The following is a 22,184-nucleotide window of genomic DNA, read 5'->3' as shown; positions in this document are numbered from 1 at the left end:
CAAGCAGCCGGGAGGGTCCCCAAATGCCTGACGTCCGTGTTCTCGCCACCGATCTCGAATTTCCCGAAGGTCCGGTCGTGATGCCTGACGGATCAGTGGTGCTGGTGGAAATCCGCGGCCAGCGTCTGACCCGCGTTTACCCTGATGGCCGCAAGGAGATCGTTGCGAAAGTGCCAGGTGGCCCCAACGGCGCAGCGCTGGGCCCCGACGGAAAAATCTACATCTGCAACAATGGCGGCTTCTCCTGGATCCCGACCGGCAAGATGATCATGCCGGGGCCGCAGCCTGATGATTACCTCGGCGGCTCGATCCAGCGCATCGACCTGCAAACCGGCAAGATCGAAACCGTCGTCAGCAAATGCGGCGAGCACGATCTGCGCGGGCCGAACGATCTCGTGTTCGACAAGCACGGCGGCCTCTGGTTCTCCGATCTCGGCAAGCGCCGCCCGCGCGAGATGGACGTCGGCGGCATGTATTATCTCAAGCCCGGGATGACAGAGATCGTGGAAGTCGTGCACGGCGTGCTGCCGGCCAACGGCATCGGGCTCTCGCCCGATGAAAACACCGTCTACATCGCGGAGACGCCGACGGGCCGGCTCTGGGCCTATGAGCTCTCCGCGCCCGGCACGCTGAAGCCGCGCGACGCCGTCTATCGCGGCGAGCGGGGCAAGCCGATCTGCGGCCTCGGCGGCTACCAGATGTTCGACTCGCTCGCGGTCGAGGCCAACGGCAATGTCTGCGTCGCCACGCTCGTCTCCGGCTGCATCTCGGTGATCGCGCCCGATGGCACCCTGGTCGAGCAGATCCCGACCGGCGATCGCGTCACCACCAACATCGCCTTCGGTGGCCCCGAGCTGAAGACCGCCTACATCACGCTGTCAGGCAAGGGCGAGCTCGTCAGCATGAACTGGCCCCGCGGCGGTTTGCCTCTCAATTTCCTAAACAAATAAAGGGTGCTAGTTACGGTCATTGCGAGCGGAGCGAAGCAATCCAGGAATGCCTCGGCGTGCCAGCCTGGATTGCTTCGCTCCGCTCGCAATCACGAGACGTAAGGAGAGACTTCAATGCCCTGGCCTGATCCCATCACGCTCCGCGGACAGCATGCCCGCCTCGAGCCGCTCTCGAAAGAGCATCTCCAGGGGCTGACGGAGGCCGTCAAGGACGGCGAGCTCTCCAAGCTCTGGTACACGGCGATCCCGCTGCCGGAGAACATGGGCAAGGAGATCGATCGTCGCCTCGACCTCCAGGCCAAGGGCTCGATGCTGCCGTTCACGGTGTTCGACGCCGGCGGCACCATCGTCGGGATGACGACCTACATGAACATCGATGCCACCAACCGCCGCGTCGAGATCGGCTCGACCTGGTACGGCAAGAGCGCGCAGCGCGGCCCGCTCAACACGCAGTGCAAGCTCTTGCTGCTGCGGCACGCCTTCGAGACGTTGGACTGCATCGCGGTCGAATTCCGTACGCACTTCTTCAATCACCAGAGCCGCCGCGCCATCGAGCGCCTCGGGGCCAAGCAGGACGGTATTCTGCGTAGTCACCAGGTCGCCCCGAACGGTTCGCTGCGCGACACCGTCGTCTACAGCATCATCGCCGCCGAATGGCCGACGGTGAAGGCGCATCTCGAATATCAACTCAACGACAAGCCGCGCTGAAGGCGGCCGAGGCACCATGGATAGATTCGACTATGTGATCATCGGCGCGGGCTCCGCCGGTTGCATTCTCACCTCCAGGCTGAGCGAAGATCCCAACACCAGCGTCTGCGTGCTGGAGGCAGGTCCGTCCGACTGGCACCCCTACATCCATCTGCCTGCGGGTTTCATCAAGACCTTCCACATGAAGAGCATCAACTGGGCCTACCAGCAGGAGGTCGGGCCTTACACCGGCGGCCGCAGCATCTACGCGCCGCGTGGCAAGACGCTCGGCGGCTCGTCTTCGATCAACGGACACATCTACAACCGCGGCCAGCGCATGGATTTCGACACCTGGGCGCAGATGGGCAATCGCGGCTGGGGCTATGCCGACGTGCTGCCTTACTTCAAGCGCCTGGAGAAGCGGGTCGGCGAGGGCGACAACACCTTCCGCGGCCGCGACGGCAAGCTCACGGTCACCACGATGGAGTGGCGCGATCCACTTTGCGAGGCCTTCATGGAAGGCGCGGTCTCGCTCGGCATCCCGCGCAATCCCGACTACAACGGCGCCAAGCAGGAAGGCGTCTCCTACTGCCAGCGGACCATCGACAACGGCCTGCGCGTCTCGGGCTCGACCGCCTTCCTCAAGCCCGCGATGAAGCGGCCCAACGTGCATGTGCACACCCATGCACACGCGACCGAGATCATTTTTGAAGGCAAGCGCGCCGTCGGCGTGCGCTACAGCAAGGGCGGCCGCGGCGGCACGCCGGTGGAAGTGCGCGCCAACAAGGAAGTCATCCTGTCCGGCGGCACCTATAATTCGCCGCAACTGCTGCAGCTCTCCGGCATCGGCTCGCCGGAGCTGCTCGGCGCCCATGGCATCCAGGTGCGTCACGCGCTGCCGGTCGGCGAAGGACTTCAGGACCACTACGCGCCGCGCACGGTGGCGCGCGTCAAGGACATCAAAACCATCAACGAGCTCCGCCGCGGCTGGCGTCTCTGGGTCGAGGCGATGAAATGGGCGACCGCGCGCCGCGGTCTGCTCTCGCTGTCGCCGACCATGGTCTATTGCTTCTGGCACTCCGGCGAGAGCGCCGACAGCTCCGACTTGCAACTCACCTTCACGCCGGCGAGCTACAAGGAAGGCGTGCAGGGCCAGCTCGAGGACGAGCCCGGCATGACGGTCGCTTCCTGGCAGCAGCGCCCGGAGAGCCGCGGCTACGTCCGCATCCGCTCCAACGATCCGTTCGCGCCGCCGATCATCCAGACCAATTATCTCGATGCCGAGCTCGACCGCCGCGTCATCGTCGGCGGCATGAAGCTCGCGCGGCGGCTTCTGAAGTCGGCGCCGCTGTCGCCGTACTACGCGTACGAGGATTTCCCCGGTCCGAACATCAACACCGACGACGAGTTTCTCGCCGCCGCCACCGAACGTGGCACCACCACTTTCCACCCCGGTTGCACCTGCCGCATGGGTCCGGCGGATTCGACCTGGGCGGTCGTCGACGACCAGCTCCGGGTCCACGGCCTCGAAGGCCTTCGCGTGATCGACGCCTCCGTGATGCCGCGCATGATCTCGGCAAACCTCAACGCCTCCACCATGATGATCGCCGACCGCGCCTCGGATCTGATCCGCGGCAAGGCGCCGATGGAAGCGGCACGGATTCCGGACGCCGCGGTGGCGTGACATCTTCGGAGCATGGGTTGGCGAGCGACTGCGCGAAGCGCGGTCGTTCGAGGATGCGAAGGTGTGTCTGGGACTGAGATGCGGGTTGGAGGAGGGAGCAGCCGCCTCACACTCCCTCGTTGCGAGCGCAGCGAAGCCATCCAGAATCCCACCGCGGAAAGACTCTGGATTGCCTCGCTGCGCTCGCAATGACGTGGAGGAGAGAGCGGGCGCCTCTATCTATCACCGTCACCCTGAGGGCGCCGCTTCTTCAGCGGCCCTCGAAGGGCGACGGCCCAGCTGCATCTCGGCCGTTCATCCTTCGAGGCTCGCCTCGCGACGCTTCGCGCCGCGCGGCTCGCACCTCAGGATGACCGGATCTACACTTCCCGTCGGCTCAAGAACGCCAGCCGTTCGAACAGATGCACGTCCTGCTCGTTCTTGAGCAGCGCGCCGTGCAGCGGCGGGATCAGCTTGCGCGGGTCACGTTCCCTAAGTTGCTCGACGCTCATGTCCTCGTTGAGCAGCAGCTTGAGCCAGTCCAGCAGTTCGGACGTGGACGGCTTCTTCTTCAGGCCGGGCACCTCGCGCACCTCGAAGAAGATGCGCAGCGCTTCCTCGACCAGGCGCTTCTTGATGCCGGGGAAGTGGACGTCGACAATGCGCCCCATCGTGTCGGCGTCGGGGAACTTGATGTAGTGGAAGAAGCAGCGGCGCAGGAAGGCGTCCGGCAGCTCCTTCTCGTTGTTGGAGGTGATCATCATGATCGGGCGCTGCTTCGCCTTGATCGTCTCGCCGGTCTCGTAGACATGGAATTCCATGCGGTCGAGCTCGAGCAGCAGGTCGTTGGGGAATTCGATATCGGCCTTGTCGATCTCGTCGATCAGCAGCACCGGGCGCTGCTCGGCGGTGAAGGCTTCCCACAGCTTGCCGCGCTTGATGTAGTTCTTGATGTCGGAGACCCTGCTATCACCGAGCTGGCTGTCGCGCAGGCGCGACACTGCATCGTATTCGTAGAGGCCCTGCTGCGCCTTGGTGGTGGACTTGATGTGCCAGGTCAAAAGCGGCGCGTTCAGCGCCTTCGCCACTTCCTCCGCCAGCACCGTCTTGCCGGTGCCGGGCTCGCCCTTGATGAGGAGCGGGCGCTCCAGCACGATCGAGGCATTGACGGCCACCTTGAGATCGTCGGTCGCAACATAGTCCTTGGTGCCGGTAAATTTCATTGCGCGTCCCTGTTGGTCGTCGTGCCGGACATTGCCAATTCATGGCCCGGCCCCGACATGGGAACGGCCGCAGATGGCGGCCGTTCCTGGTTCGGTCATGCTTTCAGACCCGTCTTATCAGCGAAAGGATGACGAGCACAATCACCGCGCCGATCGTGGCATCGACGATGGCGCCGATCGTACCGGTCGCGACCTCGATATGCAGCTGCGGCAGCACCCAGCCGGCGACCAGCGCGCCGATGATGCCGACCACGATGTTGCCGATCAGCCCGAATCCCGCCCCGTGGACAATCTTGCCCGCGAGCCAGCCGGCGATCGCGCCGATGATCAGTGCTGCGATGATCCCCATTGCAAACGCTCCCCGAACAACCCCTTCAGAGCCGCAATTCTAGAGCAAAAAGCCTCCCGGTCCAGCGCTCCGCGCCGGTCTCCGCCCCTTGACGTTCGCCATCCGACGGGCAATCTGTCACCCATGTTCCTGCAATTCTTCACGTCGCTGCGCGATGCGCAGGTCCCCGTCACGCTGCGCGAATACCTCACGCTGATGGAGGCGCTCGACGCTGACCTGTCGGACTATTCCGTCGAGAATTTCTATTACCTGTCGCGCACTTCGCTGGTGAAGGACGAGCGCAATCTCGACAAGTTCGATCGCGTCTTCGGCACCGTGTTCAAGGGGCTGGAGAGCCTGCTCGACGCCATGGAGAAGGCGGAGATCCCCGAGGAGTGGCTGAAGAAGCTCGCCGAGAAATACCTCAGCGAGGAAGAGAAGAAGCAGATCGAGGCCATGGGCTGGGACAAGCTCATGGAGACCCTGAAGAAGCGGCTCGAGGAGCAGAAGGGCCGGCACCAGGGCGGTTCGAAATGGATCGGCACCGCCGGCACCTCGCCGTTCGGCGCGCACGGTTACAATCCCGAGGGCGTCCGCATCGGCCAGGAGAAGAACCGCAACAACCGCGCCGTGAAGGTGTGGGACAAGCGCGAGTTTCGGGATCTCGACGGCAATGTCGAGCTCGGCATCCGCAACATCAAGGTGGCGCTGCGCCGCCTGCGCAAATTCGCGCGCACCGGCGCGCCTGACGAGCTCGATCTCGACACCACCATCCGCGAGACTGCCAATCACGGCTATCTCGACGTTCACATGCGCCCCGAGCGGCGCAATGCGGTGAAGCTCCTGGTGTTCTTCGACATCGGTGGCTCCATGGACTCGCATATCGAGCAGGTCGAGGAGCTGTTCTCGGCGGCGAAGAGCGAGTTCAAGCACATGGAGTATTTCTACTTCCACAACTGCCTCTATGAAGGCGTGTGGAAGCAGAACAAGCGCCGCTTCACCGATCGCACGCCGACCTGGGACGTGCTGCATAAATATCCGCACGACTACAAGGTCGTGTTCGTCGGCGATGCCTCGATGTCGCCTTACGAGATCATGGTGCCCGGCGGCTCGGTCGAGCACGTCAACGAGGAGCCCGGCTCGGTTTGGCTCGACCGCATCATCCGTACCTATCCGCACACGGTGTGGCTCAATCCGGTCGCGCAGAAGCACTGGGACTATTCGGAATCGACCACCATCATCAAACGCATCTTTGCCAACCGCATGTACCCGATCACGATCGAGGGTCTCGAAGGTGCGATGAAGGAACTGACGCACTAGCACGCGCGCCTGGGAACGACGACAAGAGGGAGAACCACATGCCCCAAAACATCACCCGCGGCATCAAGCAGCTTTGCGACGAGGCCAATGCCGAGATCGAGACGCTGTCAGCCAAGGACGCCATCGAGATCTCCAAGAACGGTGACGTCGTCATCGTCGATATCAGAGATCCGCGCGAGATCGAGCGCGACGGCCGCATCCCCGGTGCATTCTCCTGCACGCGCGGCATGCTGGAATTCTGGATCGATCCGCAGAGCCCGTATGCGAAGCCGATCTTCCAGGAAGACAAGAAATTCGTCTTCCACTGCGCCGGTGGCCTGCGCTCCGCGCTCGCCGCCAAGACCGCAAAGGACATGGGCCTCAAGCCCGTCGCTCACATCGCCGGCGGCTACGCCGCCTGGCGAGATGCCGGTGGGCCCACGGAAGCGTGGGAGCCGAAGAAGAGAGCCTAGATTTGGACGCACACAACGAGGCACGACGTCCTGCCCGGGCTTGTCCCGGGCATCCACGTCTTTGCCGCAAGAAGAACGTGGATGGCTGGGACAAGCCCGGCCGGGACGACTGAGAAAACTGCCGGAGCACGCCAATGACCGCCGCCATCGACCCCCTCGTCTCCACCGAATGGCTCGCCGCCCACATCAACGATTCCAACGTCAGGGTGCTCGATGCCAGCTTCAAGCTGCCGGGCGTGCTGCCGCTGCCGAAGGATGACTATCTGGCCGCGCATCTGCCGGGCGCTGTGTTCTTCGACGTCGATGCGGTGTCGGATCATTCCAACCCGCTGCCGCACATGTATCCCAGCGCCGAGCAGTTCGGTCGCGATGTCGGCAATCTCGGCATCTCCAATGCCGACACCGTCGTCATCTACGATGCCGGCGGCTGGGTTGCCGCGCCGCGCGCGTGGTGGATGTTCCTGGCCTTCGGCCACCGCAATGTGCGCGTCCTCGACGGCGGCCTGAAGAAATGGCGCGCCGAGGGGCGCGCCGTGGAGAGCGGCGAGGTCAAGCCGAAGCCGGCGTCGTTCGAGGCGAGCTACGATCCGAAGCGCGTGCGCAGCATGGAGCAGTTGATCGCCAACGTCGAAAGCAGCAAGGAGCAGGTGATCGACGCACGCGCCGCCGATCGCTTCGAAGGCCGTGCGCCCGAGCCGCGTGCCGGCATCCGCTCTGGCCACATTCCCGGCGCGCGCAACGTTCCCTATGGCCAACTGTTCGACGCGGCGACTGGCACGATGAAGCCGCTCGACGATCTCCGCGCCGCCTTCACCGGCGCTGGCGTCAAGCTGGACAAGCCGATCGTGACAAGCTGCGGCTCCGGGGTTTCGGCCGGCGTGCTGACGCTCGCGCTCTATCGGTTGGGAATCACCGACACCGCGCTCTATGACGGCTCATGGTCGGAATGGGGTCAGGAAAAAGGCCCGCCGATCGCGACCGGGCCTGCGTAACGTCAGCGCGTTCGGGCGGCCGTGGCGGCCAGCGTCTGCTGTTGCCGGCCGAACGGATCGAGCGCCTGCTGGAGTTGCTGAGGCGGCGGGCGCCGCACGATCCGATGACGCTTCTTCGGCTTGTGCGCTCGCGGCTTGCTCTGTTGCGCCGCGCTGTCGGCCTTGGACTTCGCCGGCGACTTCTTGGCGGCCCTGGGCGCAAGCTCGTTCAGCGCGGCCAGGCGGGCCGCCGCGATGTCGCTCACGCGCGAGGCCAGCGCCGGTGTCGCGGTTCGCGGCACGTCGGTGGCAGACAGCGTCGGGGCCGGTGGGATGGCGGCGATGGCAGCCGTCGTGTCGGCCGGAATGAGTGTGTCGGTGGGCGAGGGTGCTGCTGCCTCGCTCTTCGTCGGCTCGGGGGCTGGCGCTTCGGTGGGGGCGGGAGCCGCCTCGATGTCAGGAGCGACAGCGGCGACCTGAGGCTCAGGCTGGGTTGTCAGCGTCACAGCGGCCATCTGCTCGGGGCCGGTCTCCACCGCGGGCAGGGCGATGGTCGGGACCTGATCCGGCACCACGGACGTCGCCTCAATGGCGACCGCTGCGGCGGGCTCGACGCGCAGGGTCGCGAGCACCGGCTCGGCCGGCTCGGGACCTTGCGCGAACACCTGCTCCTGCGGGCCGTTCCGCCAGGACGGATTGCTGACATATTGCTCATGGGTCGCGCGCAGCAGCGAGGTGGCCCCTAAGCCGAAGACCAGGATGGAGGTAGACAGCAGGATCGCGGCAAGCAGGAAGCGAAAGCCGGGAAGCATGGACAGGTTACGAATTTCCGCCCCGGCGGTGTGTGGCCAGGGCCCATGAGCCATCCGAACGCGGTGACGGTACTGGGTGCCGCGTTCGCCAGGCGGGAATTCGAACTCGAGGCAGTGGCGAATCAGGCTGATTCGACCATATCGCAACACCTCAGTGCCGTTTCGTAAAAAACGGGGCGGATAACTCCGGCAATCAACGGCGTGATGCGATTTCCACCCCGTGATGCAACGGGGCAACTGTGTGCGATCACATCACAAATCGCTACATCAGGCACAAACCGGCCTGTTATGTCTTGAATGTGCCGCTATCTTCGGTCATCTGGCGCGTCAGTGGTCCGGACGGGGCCCGGGGTCTATACAAGAGCGATGATGATCAAACATTTTCTGACGATATGCGCTGCCGCAACAGTCGCTGCGGCGGGAACCTCGCTTGCACACGCCCAGAGCTATCCGGTTCAGCAGGCGCCGGGCTACGGCGCCCCGGCCGAATATCGGCCTGGCGACCGCACCCCGAATTTCGACTCGCTGGACGACGACGAGGATGCGGCGCCGCGGGCTTCGTTGCCGCCGCCCGGTCCGGCTGAGGATCCGCGCTATACCGGCCCGGCTGGCGCTCCCCCCGTCTACTCCGCCGCCCCGCCGCAGGGCCCGGTGATGTCGCCGGATGATCCGCGTTACGGCCGTCCGGCTGGCGCTCCGCCGGTCTATTCCGCCGCCCCGCCGCAGGGGCCGGTGATGTCACCCGACGATCCCCGCTACGGCCGCCCCGCCGCTCCGCCCGCGGTGATCTATGCCGACCGCCCGGGCCAGGCGCCCGCCAGCGACGGCATGCGTCCGCCGGAAGCCGTTGGTGGCCCGACCGCGACCGGAGCGGTCCCGCAGCAATCCGGCGCCGATGGCCGGCCCATGTCGGTCGCCTCCCTGCCGCCTGAGGAGCAGCCGGACGCGGCCCCGGCGCAGCTGGCGCCGAACCTGCGCCGCCAGGAAGTTGCGTTCCAGACCAAGGAGCCGGCAGGGACCATCGTCGTCGATACGCCGAACACCTACCTCTATTACGTCCTCGGCAACGGCCGGGCGATCCGCTACGGCGTCCGCGTCGGCCGCGACGGGTTCACCTGGACCGGCGTGCAGAAGATCACCCGCAAGGCCGAGTGGCCGGATTGGCATCCTCCGGCGGAAATGATCGAGCGTCAGCCCTATCTGCCGCGCTTCATGGCCGGCGGTGAAGGCAACCCGCTGGGCGCCCGTGCAATGTATCTCGGCTCGACCGTGTACCGGATCCACGGCACCAACCAGCCTTCGACGATCGGCAAATTCGTCTCCTCGGGCTGTATCGGCATGCTGAATGAGGACGTCTCGGACCTGTTCGATCGCGTCAAGGTCGGCACCCGCGTGGTGGTAATGCCGGGCAATCCGCCGCAGGCAACCGCATCGGCCGCGCCTGTGCCCGGTGCACCGGCTCCGATGGCCGCCCAGGCGGGCCCCGTCCCCGGCACGCAGCCGACCGTCGTGCCGCCGCTGCCCGCGCCGGTCACGGTACGCTAGCTAGACCGGCTCGAAACGCTCGATCAATTGCGGCGCGTATGCTTCGGCCACGCGCCGCAATCATTTGACGCATGCGCGTTCCCGGCTTCGCTCGCCTGAATCCATGTCCGGCTCCACGACGTCCCGGCTGATTGCAACGGATGTGAAGCGCACAGGATGCGAATCTTTGTCGCGGGCGCCACGGGTGCCTTGGGCCGCCAGCTCGTCCCCCTCCTTCGAGCCGCCGGTCACTCGGTCGTCGCTTCGACGCGAAGCGCGGCAAAAACAGCTAGCGCGATGACTGATCATCCCGACGTCATCGCGCTCAGGCCAGCTTGCGCGGCGGCTCGCTGCCCCTGGTGAAGGCGTCGATCGCCTCGACCATCTGGCCGTAATGGATGCGCAAGCCGTCCTCGGTCGCGTAGCCGAGATGCGGTGTCAGCACCAGATTGTCGAGCTTGCGGAAGGGATGATCGACCGGCAGCGGCTCGACCGAGAACACGTCAATGCCCGCTCCCGCGATCTTGCGCTGCTGCAAGGCCTCGAGCAGCGCCTGCTCGTCCACGATCGGCCCGCGTGCGGTGTTGACGAGGAAGGCGGTCGGCTTCATCCGCGCAAGATCTGCGCGGCTGACAAGGCCGCGTGAGCGATCGCTCAGCACGACATGAATGGTGATGATATCGGCCTTGGCGAACAGCTCCTCCTTGGTGGCGTAGCCGACGCCCGCCGCGGCGCATTTCTCCGGCGTCAGGTTCGGGCTCCAGGCGATCACGTTCATGCCGAACGCCTTGGCGATCCCCGCCATCTTGGTACCGAGCTTGCCGAGCCCGAGGACGCCGAGGGTGAGGCCCTCGATCTCCACGCCGGCGAAAGTCTGCCAAGGCTCGCCCGCATGCATGCGCGCATTCTCGCGGCCGATGCCGCGGGTCAGCTCCAGGATCAGGCCCATGGCCAGCGGTGCGGTCGGGTCGCGCGAATATTGCGTGCCGGCGACGGCTACGCCGCGCCCCTTGGCGGCCTCCATGTCGATCGCGGCGTTGCGCATGCCTGACGTCAGCAGCAGCTTCAGCTTGGGCAGCTTGTCGAACAGGCTCCTGGGGAACGCCGTACGCTCGCGCATCGCGCAGATGATGTCGAAATCGGCGAGCGCGCTGGCCGCGGCCTGCTCGGAGTTAAGGGGATGGCTGAACACCGTGGTGTCGATACGATCGGACAGTTTCGACCAGTCGGCGACGTCCAGGGCGAGCTTGAAATAGTCGTCGAGAATTGCACAGCGCAGCCGCATCATCAGCGTCCATCCATGGCGAGAGGTGACGGCGCCGACCGGGGCGACACGTCGGAACCGGGCCATGGTTGCGCGTAATCAGCGTCGCGCGCAAGCAGTCTGGGGTCTTCAGAAGTCCGATAGCGGAGCGCGGCTTAGCGATCGCGTGGCTTCAGCCGGATCGGCGCATCCATGCCGTGCTTGGCGCGCCAGGCGGGGCCGGGGCCGCGCATGTAGTGCAACTCGGGCCGGTACGGGTTGAAGGCCGTTGCGAAGAAACGCTTCCAGAAGCCCTTGACCTCGGACACGAGCGCCGAGGCGCGACCGGTTCCTGCTGGAACGGGAAGACGATGGGTCTCGATCAGAGCCATGGTGGGCCTCGCTGTGCTCCCCGTTCGTTCTGAGCGGGTGGCGCTGTTGCCGCGCGAAACCGAGCTTTGGCCTGATTTATTAAAAGATAGTTTCAATTGTCCGGATCTGGTCCGGATGGTGTCCGCCCAGTATTCATCCGTGGTGAACGGAGGGAAAACATTGCCCTTTGGAGGCAGGATCGTTACATCGCTGGCTAAGCAAATCTCCTCAAATTGAAGGTTTCACGGGACCGATGGCGCGCCAGTTCGTCTACTTCATGGAAGGCCTGACCAAGAGCTACCCGACCCGCAAGGTCCTCGACAACATTCGCCTGAGTTTTTATCCGGACGCCAAAATCGGCGTTCTCGGCGTCAACGGCTCCGGTAAGTCGACCCTTCTCAAGATCATGGCGGGTCTCGACAAGGAATATACCGGCGAGGCCTGGGTCGCCGAGGGGGCCCGTGTCGGCTATCTCGAGCAGGAGCCGCAGCTGGACCCTGCGCTTTCCGTACGTGAGAACGTCATGCAGGGCGTCGCCAAGCAGAAGGCGATCCTCGACCGCTATAACGAGCTCGCCGTCAACTATTCGGACGAGACTGCCGACGAGATGACCAAGCTCCAGGACGAGATCGAGGCCCAAGGCCTCTGGGATCTCGACAGCAAGGTCGATCAGGCCATGGACGCGCTGCGTTGCCCGCCTGATGATGCCGACGTGACCAAGCTCTCCGGCGGTGAGCGCCGCCGCGTGGCGCTGTGCCGTCTTTTGCTCGACCAGCCCGAACTTCTTCTGCTGGACGAACCGACCAACCATCTCGACGCGGAGTCGGTGTCCTGGCTGGAAGGCCATTTGCGCAACTATCCCGGCGCGATCCTGATCGTCACCCATGATCGCTACTTCCTCGACAACGTCACCGGCTGGATCCTCGAGCTCGATCGCGGCCGCGGCATCCCCTATGAGGGCAATTACTCGTCCTGGTTGATCCAGAAGCAGAAGCGGCTCGAGCAGGAAGGCCGCGAAGACGCCGCGCATCAGAAGACGATTGCGCGCGAGCAGGAGTGGGTCGCCTCCTCGCCGAAGGCCCGCCAGGCCAAGTCGAAGGCGCGCTACCAGCGTTATGAAGAGCTGCTCAAGCAGGCAAACGAGAAGCAGACGCAGACCGCGCAGATCATCATTCCCGTCGCCGAACGCCTCGGTGCTAACGTGGTTGATTTCGAAGGGCTCAGCAAAGGCTATGGCGATCGCCTCCTGATCGATGATCTCACCTTCAAGCTGCCGCCCGGCGGCATTGTCGGCGTGATCGGCGCGAACGGCGCCGGCAAGACCACGCTGTTCAAGATGATCACCAAGCAGGAGACGCCGGATAAGGGCACCATCACAGTCGGCGAGACCGTGCATCTCGGTTACGTCGACCAGTCGCGTGACGCGCTCGACGGCAAGAAGACCGTGTGGGAGGAAATCTCCGGCGGCAACGAACTGATTCTGCTCGGCAAAAAGGAAGTGAACTCACGCGGCTATTGCTCGTCCTTCAACTTCAAGGGTGCCGACCAGCAGAAGAAGGTCGGCGCGCTCTCGGGTGGTGAACGCAACCGCGTGCATCTCGCCAAGATGCTGAAATCAGGCGCCAACGTGCTGCTGCTCGACGAGCCGACCAACGACCTCGATGTGGACACGCTGCGCGCGCTCGAAGAGGCGCTGGAGGATTTCGCCGGCTGCGCCGTCATCATCAGCCACGATCGCTGGTTCCTCGACCGCATCGCGACCCACATCCTGGCCTTCGAAGGCGACAGCCATGTCGAATGGTTCGAAGGCAACTTCCAGGATTACGAGAAGGACAAGATGCGCCGACTCGGCCAGGACAGCATCATCCCGCACCGCGTGAAGTACAAGAAGCTGACGCGGTGATGGCATGATGCGGCGGGCGCTCATCGCGGTGGTGATCGTTCTCACCTGCGGATGGTCGTCCGCCCGCGCCGCCGATGCTGCCTTCACGCAGTTCATCGCCTCGCTCTGGCCGGAAGCGCAGGCCGCGGGCGTTTCGCGTGCGACGTTCGAGCGAGAGACCCGCGGGCTCGAGCCGGACTACAAGCTGCCCGATCTGATCCTGCCGGGGCGGCCCGAGACCGGCGCGCCGTCGCAGGCCGAATTCGTGCAGGTGCCGGCGGACTATGTCAGAGAAGCCTCCATCGCCAATCTCGCAAGCGAGGGGCAGCGGCTGCTGCAAAAATACAACGCCGCGCTGACGAAGATCGAGAAAAGCTCCGGCGTGCCTGCAACCGTCATGCTGGCGATTTGGGGACGCGAGACCGACTACGGCCGCTACACGCTGCCCTACGATCTCGTTCGCGTGCTGGCGACACAGGCCTATGTCGGCCGCCGCAAGGACACCTATCGCAACGAGTTCATCCTCGCGTTGAAGATCCTAGGCGAGGGCGTGGTGACGCGCAAGGACATGCGCTCCTCGTGGGCGGGCGCCACCGGGCTCACCCAGTTCCTGCCATCCGAATATTACAAGCATGGCGTCGATTTCGACGGCGATGGCCGCATCGACATCTGGCACTCGGTGCCGGATGCGCTGGCCTCGGCCGCGCAGCAACTCGTCAACAAGGGCTGGCAGAGCGGCGTGCGCTGGGCCTATGAGGTGCAGGCGCCGGCGAAAGTCGATTGCACGGTCGGCGTGCCCGAGGTGACGAAACCGATCGGCCAGTGGCTGCGTGAAGGCTTTGTGCCGGTGCGTGGCGAGAAGCTCAGTGCCGCCGAGCAGGCACAGCCCGCTTCGCTGCTCCAGCCGGAGGGCATCTACGGTCCGGCGTTCCTGACGACGAAGAACTACTTTGTCATCAAGGAATACAATTTCTCCGACCTCTACGTGCTGTTCGTCGGCCATCTCAGCGACCGCATGACGAGCCCGCTGCCGTTTGCGACGCCATGGTCGGCGTCGAAGCAGCTGCGCACCACGGATGTCGAGGCGATGCAGCGTGGGTTAACGCGCGCCGGCCTCTACAAGGACAAGATCGACGGCAAGGCGGGGATGCAGACGCGTGCCGCGCTGGGCGCCTATCAGAAGTCGGCGGGGCTCAAGGTCGATTGCTGGCCCAGCGAAGCCGTGCTGCGATCGATCCAGGCAGCGCGCTGAACCAGCTTCCCAAAAGAAAAAGCCCGGCCGATGGTCTCGGCCGGGCATCGATCGCGGCGCTCAGGAGCGTCTCACGATCAGATCAGTAGCAAACGCGAACCGGGCGAACGACCCAGCCGTAGCCGTCCCAGTACCGCTGGCGCTGCCAGTAGCAGGGTGGCGGGGGCGGAGCGGGCTCGGCGACGTAAACCGGGCCACCGTAGGCCGGACGGCTCGAGGCGATAGCGCCGCCAATGATCGCGCCGCCGAGCAGGCCGGCTGCGATGCCGGCGCCGACGCCGTCATGGGCCTGGGCGGACGGCGTGGCGGTCACCAGCGAACCGGCGACCGTCGCAACCGTGAGGGCGGCAACAATAGTCTTCTTCATGCTCTTGGCTCTCCTGGGAGAAGGACGTCCCTTGTTCGGAACGTCCGGGGTTCAAAGGTCTACGTACACGCTGATGGAATTGGTCTTGCAGCTAGGAAGCGCGCAAATGGTCAATCCACGGTAAACGCGCACGGAGCTGTGACGAGAAAAAGCGGTCTTTTTCGGGCCCGGAAATGAACGGCGCATCCGTACTGAACCGGCCCGGCTGAATGGGGCAGGGCGAGCGGTCCGGTGCGCCTCAGCCACAGACTCGGACGCGGCGGACGCGCCAGGCATAGCCGTCCCAGAAGCGCTGCTTCTGCCAGACACAACCGCCGCCATAATAGTCATCGGCGACGTAGCCGGGACCCGGCGCGTAGTAGCGGGGCGGATAGTAGCCAGGATCGTATCCCGGACCATAAGCATAGCCGGGGCCGGGTCCGTAATAATACGGAGAAGCCAGAGCGCCGCCGACAATGGCCCCACCGATAATCCCGGCAGCAACCCCAGCAGCGACGCCGCGCTGAGCATGGGCCGGCGTTCCCGCGGTCAGGACCAGGGTGGCGGCGGCAGCGACTGCCATAAACGTCGTCTTCATTGGCTCGGCCCTTTCACAGCGAATGCGGAACTCTCGGGGCTAAAGTTCCATATTTCGCTTGAACGATCAATGAACGGTCTGTGGGCCATGTGCGACCAATTGGACGAGATCCAAGCCCAGGAGACGGGATGAGCGCCCTGACCAATGCCCTGATCGCGCTCGGCGCCGTCGGCGTGGTTGGTTATGCCCTGATCACCCATTTGCAGAACCGCGTGCCACGACCGCGCGCCCGAACGAGTGGCGACGGCAGCGGAAGCGGCGACAGCTATTCGGGTACGTCGAGTGACATCTTCTCACCGGGAAGCTGGTTCTCCAGCGACAGTTCCGGAAGTTCGACCGACAGCGGCAGTTGCTCCGCCGGCGATAGCGGTAGCAGCGGCGGAGATTGCGGAGGCGGTGGCGGGAGCGGCGATTAAGCCCGTCGGGATTATCTTGATCCGGCGCAGCTCCCTGCTTTAGAGCCGTTCTAGACTGCCTGCGGGCCAGTTTGGAATAGCTTGAAATACCGGTTTTTCCTTTTGCATCCGGGCGGCCCCTTAAATATCGATGACGACGCATCACTGAAGGGCCTACCGCTTCCATGATCGTTTGTTCCTGTAACGTGCTGAGCGATGACGACATCCGCGCCGCCGTCGCCGAGTCCGATGATGCTGTGCGTCATGCCAAGCAGGTCTATGGATGTCTCGGCTGCAGCGCCGAGTGCGGCCGGTGCGCCCGCACCATCAAGGCGATCATCGACGAAGCGCTCGGCCCCTGCGCCGCTTCGTGCTGTTCCGGTTGCCCGCACAGCCACACCGTGGCCGCCAACGACGAGACGGCCGGTCCCGTCCAGTTCGCTCTCGCGGCCTGCTGAAAGAGCTTCCGCAACTTCGGCTGAGCTTTTCCACGGCTGCGTCCTGTCGCTGATTGCTCTGATGTTTAATGTCATTTAGAAGCTTTCTAAAGTCGGACGGGTCCGATTTTGGACTGCAAGAGCTGGAGTGAACCATGCAGGGCGACGCAAAAGTCATCGACTATCTCAACAAGGCGCTGCGTCACGAGCTGACTGCGATCAATCAGTACTGGCTGCACTACCGGTTCCTCGACAATTGGGGCCTCCTCGACATGGCCAAGGTCTGGCGCAAGGAGTCCATCGAGGAGATGGAGCACGCCGACAAGCTCACTGCCCGCATCCTGTTCTTCGACGGCTTCCCGAACATGCAGGTGCTCGATCCCCTGCGCATTGGCCAGAATGTCAAGGAAATCATCGAATGCGATCTCGCTGCTGAAATGAGCGCGCGCGCGCTCTACCAGGAAGCGGCGACCTACTGCCACGGTGTCAAGGACTACGTCACGCGCGACCTGTTCGAGAAGCTGATGAGCGACGAGGAGCACCACATCGACTTCCTGGAAACCCAGCTTGATTTGATCGGCCGCATCGGCCTCGAACTCTACACACAGAAGCACGTTGGCGGGCTCGAGGGCGAGGGACACTAACCTCCGGCATCCATGTCAGCAGCACCCTTCAATGTCGTCCCGCCTTCCGGGGCGACATTTTAGTTCGGGCGCTCGTTACAATTGCGTCTTGTAACGCTCTTCCACAATCTCCTGGCTTTCCGGCTCGCCGAGACTGGTCTGGTCGTGGATGATCTGGCTGATGCTCGGCATTACCGAGCGCTGCACCTTCTCCGGTGACCACAGCTTTGAGCGCATCAGCGCCTTGCCGCAATGAAAATAGACTTCGCTGACGGCGACGTTCAACACCGCGCGTGGGGGCTTTCCGAACTCAACCATCGAGGCGAGCAGATCCGGATCGGCCGCTAGCGTACCGCGCCCGCCGACGCGCAGCGTCTCATCGATGCCGGGTACGAAGAACAACAAGTGGACGAAGCCCGAGCCCTCGACGACGTTGCGAAAACTGTCGATGCGGTTGTTGCCGGCGCGGTCTGGCATCAGCAATCGATTCGGGCCAGCGACATGGACAAAGCCAACGCAGCCACCACGCGGTGACGCATCGACGCTGCCATCGAGGCCTGATGTCGCGAGCACGCAGAACGGCGACATCTCGATAAATTTCCTCGCATGCACGTCGATCGCAGGACGCGCTTTCGCGATCACGCGCGGCGTCGGTTTCGCATAGATGGTGGCGAGGTCTTCAGCGCAAAGATCGGTCAACGGCGTGCCTCCGCATGGGTTCGGAGCCAAACTACCCGATCGGCTGTCCCCAGCCAACGAAATCAGAGCCGCGTCCGCGGGTACGAGCGATGCTGATGATGCCGCTGCGGCGAGTTCCGACGACCCCTACATCGTGCGCTGCGGCGCGGTTTGCAGCAATTGCCGGACTTGCTCGCTGTAGAATTTTGCGTTGGCGGTGGTGCCGTGGCCGCGCGTCTCGGTGCTTGCGGGGATGAGATACAGCTTGCCGTTCTTGACCCGTTTCATCGCGGCGTCCGTGATGCCGGTCTCGGGAGGGTTGCGTTCGTCATCGGCAGAATTGATCAGCAGCAGCGAAGCCTCGATTGTCTCCAGCTTCTCGGCGGCATTGTAGTCGTGCGAGGAGTCCCACTGGTAGACGTAGTCGTTGGCATCCGTCGTGATCGGCGTCGCAAGGCGCTCCCCGACGATCTCATCGGCCTTGGCCGCGGTCGGCGCCTGTTGCTGATAGGCCAGCGTGCCGCCGCTGCTGGCGATGCCGTAGGCGGTGATGGCGTATTTCATCATGCGGGGCTGGCTGGTGTAGTTGCCGCCCTCGTAATCCGGGTCGTTCCTGATGGTGTCGAGCATGATCCGCCTCAGCATCCAGTTCCGCGACGCCATCTCGGTCGGCTGCGAAGCCATCGGCACCAGCGCGTCCATGTCCTTCGGATATTTCTCGCCCCACATCCAAGTCTGCATGCCGCCCATCGAATTGCCGATCACGAGCCGCAGGTGCTTGACGCCGAGGCCTTCGGTCACGAGGCGATGCTGCGCCTCGACCATGTCGTCGTAATCGTATTTCGGAAAGCTCGCTTTCATGCCGTCGGACGGCTTTGACGAGCGGCCGTGACCGATCGCGTCTGGAATGATGATGTAATATTTGGATGCATCGAGCGGCTGTCCGGAGCCGAACAACTCGCCGGCGAAGGCAGGTGTCAGCATGCTCGCGCCGGAGCCGCCGGTGCCGTGCAGCACCAGCACGGGCTGTCCGGTTGGTTCGCCAACGGTGGTGTAATGCAGCTTTAGCTCCGGCATGACCTCGCCGGTGTGGAACTTGAAATCCTTGGCGATCCAGTCGCCCTGCTTGGGTGCCGGATAGTCGGATGCGAGTGCCGACGTTGAGATCGACAGCAGAACGGCCGCCAGCGCCGCGCAAGAAGCTTTCATGTTCCTCTCCCTTGCGGCTCACACCAGGCGGCCGCGTTGACATGGACCTTAGCAGAACGAGCCGGAAGGATGTAGGATTTCGGCTCCGCCGATCGTCTTAAGAGGAAGCCGCCGGAGAGACTGGAGAGACTGCATGTGCCGTAACATCAAGACCCTGTTCAATTTCGAGCCGCCGGCGACGGAGGATGAGATCCAAGCCAGCGCGATCCAGTTCGTGCGCAAGCTGTCAGGCTTCAACAAGCCTTCGCAGGCGAATGAAGCGGCCTTCGATCGCGCTGTTGCGGAGGTCTCGGAAGCTGCGCGGAAGCTTCTGACCTCGCTGCACACCCATGCACCGGCCCGCGACCGCGAGGTCGAGGCGGAGAAAGCGAAGGAGCGTTCGCGGCTGCGCTTCGGCTAGGTGCTACCGTGATCTGGCTCACGGCGGCGGCGACCCTCACGCGCAATGATGTGGGCCGGGGTTTTGACAACCGGAGCACGATGATGAGCCGACCGTTTCTTCCGCTGAAAGCAGGTGCCATCGTTTTCACGATGTTGTGGACCTCGTGGATGATGTGGTGGAGCGGCTCGTTCTCGAGCGAGTACGTGGTGATCTTCGCTGTCTGCGGCGCTGCGGTCGGCTATCTCTGGTACCGTGCCATGCGCTGGCAGTTCGAGCGCATGGGCATGGTGCCGCGGCGTGAGGACCAGGCGAAGTAGCAGCGCCATCAGCCCTTGTGAGCGTGCTTCTTCTTTTTCTTCTTTTTCTTGTGCTCGTCGCCTTCGGCTTCGTCGCCCGCGGTGTCGTCGTCGCTGACCGTGGCGTCTTCACCCTCGTGGACCGCGGCTTCGAGGGCGGCGCGCTCGGCGGCCTCCTGCTCGCGCTGGCGGCGGCGTTCGTCCCAGGCGTCGAACAGCTGCTCCAGCCACGGCAGAATCTGCTCGATGGATGGCAATTGTCCGGCCGGACCGGCCTCGCCGCGCGGGCCCTGAGGACCGGCGGGGCCTTGCGGTCCGGCGGCTCCGCGCGGACCGGGGTCGCCTGGCTTGCCCGGCAGACCGGCCTTGCCTTGTGGACCGGCCTTTCCGACTGGTCCCGGCTTGCCCTGCGGGCCGGGCTTGCCGCGTGCGCCGTCAGGGCCACGCTTGCCTGGATGACCCTGCGGTCCCCGGCCGTCCCGGCTCGCCCTGCCGCCCGCGCGGACCCGGAGGTCCCTGCCGTCCCTGATCGTCTGCCACGCCGCCGCTCCTTCTGCGCACGCAAGCTACTTAGCGGCGTTTGACGACAGCAGCAATTCCGCCCACGCATCATGCCGGGCTGGATCAACATCGATCGGCGGGACGGCGCGCGGCCCTCACGCGTCAATCGTGATAGGCCGGCACCTTGATGCCGGACGCCGCGTAGGTCCTGATCTTGTTGCGCAGCGTGCGCACCGACAGGCCGAGCACGCGCGAGGCCCGCGTGCGATTGCCGTCGCAGCGTGCCAGCGTCTGGAGCACGAGCTCGCGCTCGATCTCGCCGACGGTCGCACCGATCAGCAGCGGAACGATCTTGTTGGGGGGCAGCAAGTATCCGCCCTGCTCGGGCGCGGCGACATGAACAGTGGTCATCAACGAACTCCCCGATCAACGCCCGCTTCCACCGTTGGAAGCGGATCGAGAACAAGCGATCCCCAAGCCGTAGATCTACGGTCGATGGTTTTGGTTAACGAAAGGTTAAATCGCGAGACATCGCACGAATTGACCTTGAGAATGCCGCCGCGCCGCCGCGATTGGCGCAAAATGCATAGCAAGGTGGCCCGATCTCGCTCACACTGTCCGATATCCGCCGTCCACCATCACGATCGTTCCCGTGACATAGGCCGACAAGTCCGACGCAAGGAAGAGCGCGGGGCCGACGATGTCCTCGGGCTTGCCGGCGCGTGCGAGCGGGGTGTGGTCGATGAAGGCCTGTACCAGCGCCGGATTGGTGGCGCGCACATTGGCGTTCAGGTTGGTCTCGATGAAGCCCGGGCCGATCGCGTTGACGCGCACGCCTTCCTTGCCGAGCTCGACTGCGAGTGCCTTGGTGAAGCCCAGCACACCGTGCTTCGAGGTCGTGTACGCCGCCGAGCTTGGTGTCCGCAGATGCATGAATGACTGGATCGAGCCGATATTGACGATGCGGCCCTTGCTGGCGCGCAGGGGAGCGAGCAAGGCCTGCGTCATGTTGAAGACGCCGTTGAGGTTGAGCGAGATGATGTCGTTCCAGTCTTTCGCCACCGCTTCCGTTTCGGCGGTAAAGGCGTTGCGGCGCGTGATGCCGGCATTGTTGACGAGGATCGAGACCTGTCCGACCTTTTCGGCGACCTGCTTCGCCAGCGCGAAACAATCGTCGCGCCGGGTCACGTCGAGCACAAAGCTCTCGGCCTTGCCGCCGGCCTTGCGGATCTCCTCGGCGGCCTCGGCGACCGTGTCGGCGTTGACGTCGAGCAGCACGACTTGCGCGCCCTCGCGGGCGTAGCCGGCGGCGATCGCCCGGCCGATGCCGGAGCCAGCGCCCGTGACAACGGCGATGTGGTTTGCGAGCAATGCCATGGCGATTTCCTTCCGGATTCGTTTCTAAGTTTCATGAAAGGCTAACTCGAAATTAAGCGGTCGGAAACGGCGGCCTTGGCATACTGATTTCCGTTGCTAAACGTTGCGCGCATGATGGAACGGCTTGAATCCTGGAAACTCGCTCTCGAGCGGCTGCGGTCGACGGACGGCGCCGATTGGGCCGAGGCCGCCCGGCTGGTGGCCGAGATCATCAGGATGAGCACCGATGTGATGTTGCGGCAGGCCGCCGAGCAGGCGCTGCCCGTGCTGCGTCAGGCCGCGGACACCGACGACCACGGCGTCGCGTTGGCGGCCCGGCGCCGTGTCGGGGTGATTCTCGACGTCATCCACGATCTGACCGCGCCACGCTTCGGCCGGCGCAACGCAGCACCGAAGAAACTGTCGAGCGAGGATCGTGCGCGCAAGATGCTCGGCCTGCCGCTCGCGGTGCAGCTCACCTGCGACGACATCAACCAGGCCTATCGCCGTGCCGCCAAGGGCATGCATCCCGACCGGGGCGGCAGCGCACAGGCCTTCATCGACCTCTCCGCCGCGCGCGATGTTCTGATCCATCCCGGCGCGCACAAGGACGCGTGACGACGCTCAGCTCGTCTGCGAGGTAAAAAACGCACGGGCAAGGATGCTGGCATCGCATCCTGGCCC

General features: G+C 64.3%; 27 protein-coding genes and 1 pseudogene. 16 read left to right on the top strand and 12 right to left on the bottom strand.

Annotation, left to right across the window (positions count from 1 at the left end):
* The first annotated feature begins 23 nt into the window (after positions 1-23).
* From ACVIIW_RS01555 to ACVIIW_RS01545, 3 genes are all read left to right on the top strand, one after another.
* Positions 24-950: an SMP-30/gluconolactonase/LRE family protein gene (locus tag ACVIIW_RS01555; protein WP_456699128.1), complete on the top strand. Its 927-nt coding sequence runs from the start codon at positions 24-26 to the stop codon at positions 948-950.
* A 114-nt stretch (positions 951-1,064) separates the two neighbouring features.
* A complete protein-coding gene (locus ACVIIW_RS01550; protein ID WP_456699127.1) occupies positions 1,065-1,658 on the top strand; it encodes a GNAT family N-acetyltransferase in 594 nt (197 codons plus the stop codon).
* Positions 1,659-1,674: 16 nt separating this feature from the next.
* Positions 1,675-3,321: a GMC family oxidoreductase gene (locus ACVIIW_RS01545; RefSeq protein ID WP_456699126.1), complete on the top strand. Its 1,647-nt coding sequence runs from the start codon at positions 1,675-1,677 to the stop codon at positions 3,319-3,321.
* Positions 3,322-3,680: 359 nt separating this feature from the next.
* On the opposite strand, the gene ACVIIW_RS01540 is transcribed toward ACVIIW_RS01545, so the two are convergent.
* Positions 3,681-4,523, bottom strand: coding sequence for an AAA family ATPase (locus ACVIIW_RS01540; RefSeq protein ID WP_063201884.1), 843 nt, complete (start codon positions 4,521-4,523; stop codon positions 3,681-3,683).
* A gap of 103 nt (positions 4,524-4,626) precedes the next feature.
* A complete protein-coding gene (locus tag ACVIIW_RS01535; protein ID WP_092239638.1) occupies positions 4,627-4,872 on the bottom strand; it encodes a GlsB/YeaQ/YmgE family stress response membrane protein in 246 nt (81 codons plus the stop codon).
* Positions 4,873-4,995: 123 nt separating this feature from the next.
* Between ACVIIW_RS01535 and ACVIIW_RS01530 the strand changes: the two genes are divergently transcribed.
* From ACVIIW_RS01530 to sseA, 3 genes are all read left to right on the top strand, one after another.
* Entirely contained in the window at positions 4,996-6,171 is a 1,176-nt protein-coding gene (locus ACVIIW_RS01530) for a vWA domain-containing protein (protein ID WP_456699125.1), read from the top strand.
* 38 nt (positions 6,172-6,209) lie between these two features.
* Positions 6,210-6,623 carry a rhodanese-like domain-containing protein gene (locus tag ACVIIW_RS01525; protein WP_456699124.1) on the top strand — a complete coding sequence of 138 codons (414 nt, stop codon included), beginning with the start codon at positions 6,210-6,212 and terminating at the stop codon, positions 6,621-6,623.
* Between the two features lie 134 nt (positions 6,624-6,757).
* The gene (gene sseA / locus ACVIIW_RS01520) at positions 6,758-7,615 is read left to right on the top strand and encodes a 3-mercaptopyruvate sulfurtransferase (RefSeq protein ID WP_456699123.1); all 858 of its coding nucleotides are present in this window, start codon (positions 6,758-6,760) and stop codon (positions 7,613-7,615) included.
* A gap of 2 nt (positions 7,616-7,617) precedes the next feature.
* On the opposite strand, the gene ACVIIW_RS01515 is transcribed toward sseA, so the two are convergent.
* On the bottom strand, positions 7,618-8,406 hold the full coding sequence (locus ACVIIW_RS01515) for a hypothetical protein (RefSeq protein ID WP_456699122.1): 789 nt from the start codon (positions 8,404-8,406) through the stop codon (positions 7,618-7,620).
* A 369-nt stretch (positions 8,407-8,775) separates the two neighbouring features.
* Between ACVIIW_RS01515 and ACVIIW_RS01510 the strand changes: the two genes are divergently transcribed.
* The gene (locus ACVIIW_RS01510) at positions 8,776-9,951 is read left to right on the top strand and encodes a L,D-transpeptidase family protein (RefSeq protein ID WP_456699121.1); all 1,176 of its coding nucleotides are present in this window, start codon (positions 8,776-8,778) and stop codon (positions 9,949-9,951) included.
* A gap of 156 nt (positions 9,952-10,107) precedes the next feature.
* Positions 10,108-10,293 carry an NAD-dependent epimerase/dehydratase family protein gene (locus ACVIIW_RS01505; RefSeq protein ID WP_456699120.1) on the top strand — a complete coding sequence of 62 codons (186 nt, stop codon included), beginning with the start codon at positions 10,108-10,110 and terminating at the stop codon, positions 10,291-10,293.
* Here ACVIIW_RS01505 and ACVIIW_RS01500 read toward each other — a convergent pair.
* Positions 10,256-11,218 carry a D-2-hydroxyacid dehydrogenase family protein gene (locus tag ACVIIW_RS01500; RefSeq protein ID WP_456705057.1) on the bottom strand — a complete coding sequence of 321 codons (963 nt, stop codon included), beginning with the start codon at positions 11,216-11,218 and terminating at the stop codon, positions 10,256-10,258. The two genes, ACVIIW_RS01505 and ACVIIW_RS01500, sit on opposite strands and share 38 nt — an antisense overlap.
* A 131-nt stretch (positions 11,219-11,349) precedes the next feature.
* A complete protein-coding gene (locus ACVIIW_RS01495; protein WP_456699119.1) occupies positions 11,350-11,565 on the bottom strand; it encodes a hypothetical protein in 216 nt (71 codons plus the stop codon).
* 233 nt (positions 11,566-11,798) lie between these two features.
* Between ACVIIW_RS01495 and ettA the strand changes: the two genes are divergently transcribed.
* Together ettA and ACVIIW_RS01485 are read left to right on the top strand one after the other, a co-directional pair.
* Entirely contained in the window at positions 11,799-13,448 is a 1,650-nt protein-coding gene (ettA, locus tag ACVIIW_RS01490; protein WP_456699118.1) for an energy-dependent translational throttle protein EttA, read from the top strand.
* 4 nt (positions 13,449-13,452) lie between these two features.
* Positions 13,453-14,679 carry a lytic murein transglycosylase gene (locus tag ACVIIW_RS01485; protein ID WP_456699117.1) on the top strand — a complete coding sequence of 409 codons (1,227 nt, stop codon included), beginning with the start codon at positions 13,453-13,455 and terminating at the stop codon, positions 14,677-14,679.
* A gap of 82 nt (positions 14,680-14,761) precedes the next feature.
* Here ACVIIW_RS01485 and ACVIIW_RS01480 read toward each other — a convergent pair whose 3' ends face one another.
* Positions 14,762-15,046, bottom strand: a complete 285-nt coding sequence (locus ACVIIW_RS01480; RefSeq protein ID WP_456699116.1) for a hypothetical protein — start codon at positions 15,044-15,046, stop codon at positions 14,762-14,764.
* A gap of 238 nt (positions 15,047-15,284) precedes the next feature.
* The gene (locus tag ACVIIW_RS01475; RefSeq protein WP_456699115.1) at positions 15,285-15,623 is read right to left on the bottom strand and encodes a hypothetical protein; all 339 of its coding nucleotides are present in this window, start codon (positions 15,621-15,623) and stop codon (positions 15,285-15,287) included.
* Positions 15,624-15,751: 128 nt separating this feature from the next.
* On the opposite strand from ACVIIW_RS01475, the gene ACVIIW_RS01470 reads away from it, so the two are divergent.
* From ACVIIW_RS01470 to bfr, 3 genes are all read left to right on the top strand, one after another.
* Entirely contained in the window at positions 15,752-16,039 is a 288-nt protein-coding gene (locus tag ACVIIW_RS01470; RefSeq protein WP_456699114.1) for a hypothetical protein, read from the top strand.
* Between the two features lie 164 nt (positions 16,040-16,203).
* Complete coding sequence (locus tag ACVIIW_RS01465) at positions 16,204-16,476, top strand: (2Fe-2S)-binding protein (RefSeq protein WP_456699113.1); 273 nt, start codon at positions 16,204-16,206, stop codon at positions 16,474-16,476.
* A gap of 134 nt (positions 16,477-16,610) precedes the next feature.
* The gene (gene bfr, locus ACVIIW_RS01460; RefSeq protein ID WP_011089420.1) at positions 16,611-17,099 is read left to right on the top strand and encodes a bacterioferritin; all 489 of its coding nucleotides are present in this window, start codon (positions 16,611-16,613) and stop codon (positions 17,097-17,099) included.
* A gap of 75 nt (positions 17,100-17,174) precedes the next feature.
* Here the strand turns inward: bfr and ACVIIW_RS01455 are convergent, their stop codons facing one another.
* Entirely contained in the window at positions 17,175-17,777 is a 603-nt protein-coding gene (locus ACVIIW_RS01455; RefSeq protein WP_456699112.1) for a pyridoxamine 5'-phosphate oxidase family protein, read from the bottom strand.
* Positions 17,778-17,903: 126 nt separating this feature from the next.
* Positions 17,904-18,965 carry an alpha/beta fold hydrolase gene (locus ACVIIW_RS01450; RefSeq protein WP_456699111.1) on the bottom strand — a complete coding sequence of 354 codons (1,062 nt, stop codon included), beginning with the start codon at positions 18,963-18,965 and terminating at the stop codon, positions 17,904-17,906.
* A gap of 133 nt (positions 18,966-19,098) precedes the next feature.
* Here ACVIIW_RS01450 and ACVIIW_RS01445 point away from each other — a divergent pair, with 133 nt between their 5' ends.
* A complete protein-coding gene (locus tag ACVIIW_RS01445) occupies positions 19,099-19,365 on the top strand; it encodes a DUF2277 domain-containing protein (protein WP_456699110.1) in 267 nt (88 codons plus the stop codon).
* Between the two features lie 83 nt (positions 19,366-19,448).
* Positions 19,449-19,664, top strand: coding sequence for a hypothetical protein (locus ACVIIW_RS01440; protein WP_456699109.1), 216 nt, complete (start codon positions 19,449-19,451; stop codon positions 19,662-19,664).
* A gap of 8 nt (positions 19,665-19,672) precedes the next feature.
* Here the strand turns inward: ACVIIW_RS01440 and ACVIIW_RS01435 are convergent.
* The 3 genes and pseudogenes from ACVIIW_RS01435 to ACVIIW_RS01425 all read right to left on the bottom strand — a co-directional run bounded on the left by ACVIIW_RS01435 (position 19,673) and on the right by ACVIIW_RS01425 (position 21,521).
* A pseudogene (locus ACVIIW_RS01435) lies at positions 19,673-20,183 on the bottom strand (collagen-like protein).
* 123 nt (positions 20,184-20,306) lie between these two features.
* Positions 20,307-20,555, bottom strand: a complete 249-nt coding sequence (locus ACVIIW_RS01430) for a helix-turn-helix domain-containing protein (RefSeq protein WP_456699108.1) — start codon at positions 20,553-20,555, stop codon at positions 20,307-20,309.
* Positions 20,556-20,753: 198 nt separating this feature from the next.
* The gene (locus ACVIIW_RS01425; protein ID WP_456699107.1) at positions 20,754-21,521 is read right to left on the bottom strand and encodes an SDR family NAD(P)-dependent oxidoreductase; all 768 of its coding nucleotides are present in this window, start codon (positions 21,519-21,521) and stop codon (positions 20,754-20,756) included.
* 111 nt (positions 21,522-21,632) lie between these two features.
* On the opposite strand from ACVIIW_RS01425, the gene ACVIIW_RS01420 reads away from it, so the two are divergent.
* Positions 21,633-22,118 carry a J domain-containing protein gene (locus tag ACVIIW_RS01420; protein WP_456699106.1) on the top strand — a complete coding sequence of 162 codons (486 nt, stop codon included), beginning with the start codon at positions 21,633-21,635 and terminating at the stop codon, positions 22,116-22,118.
* The last annotated feature ends 66 nt before the right edge of the window (positions 22,119-22,184 follow it).

Source organism: Bradyrhizobium sp. USDA 4449 (assembly GCF_054056275.1).
Note: the sequence above shows the minus strand (reverse complement) of the source record. Positions and strands in the feature narration are given on the sequence as shown.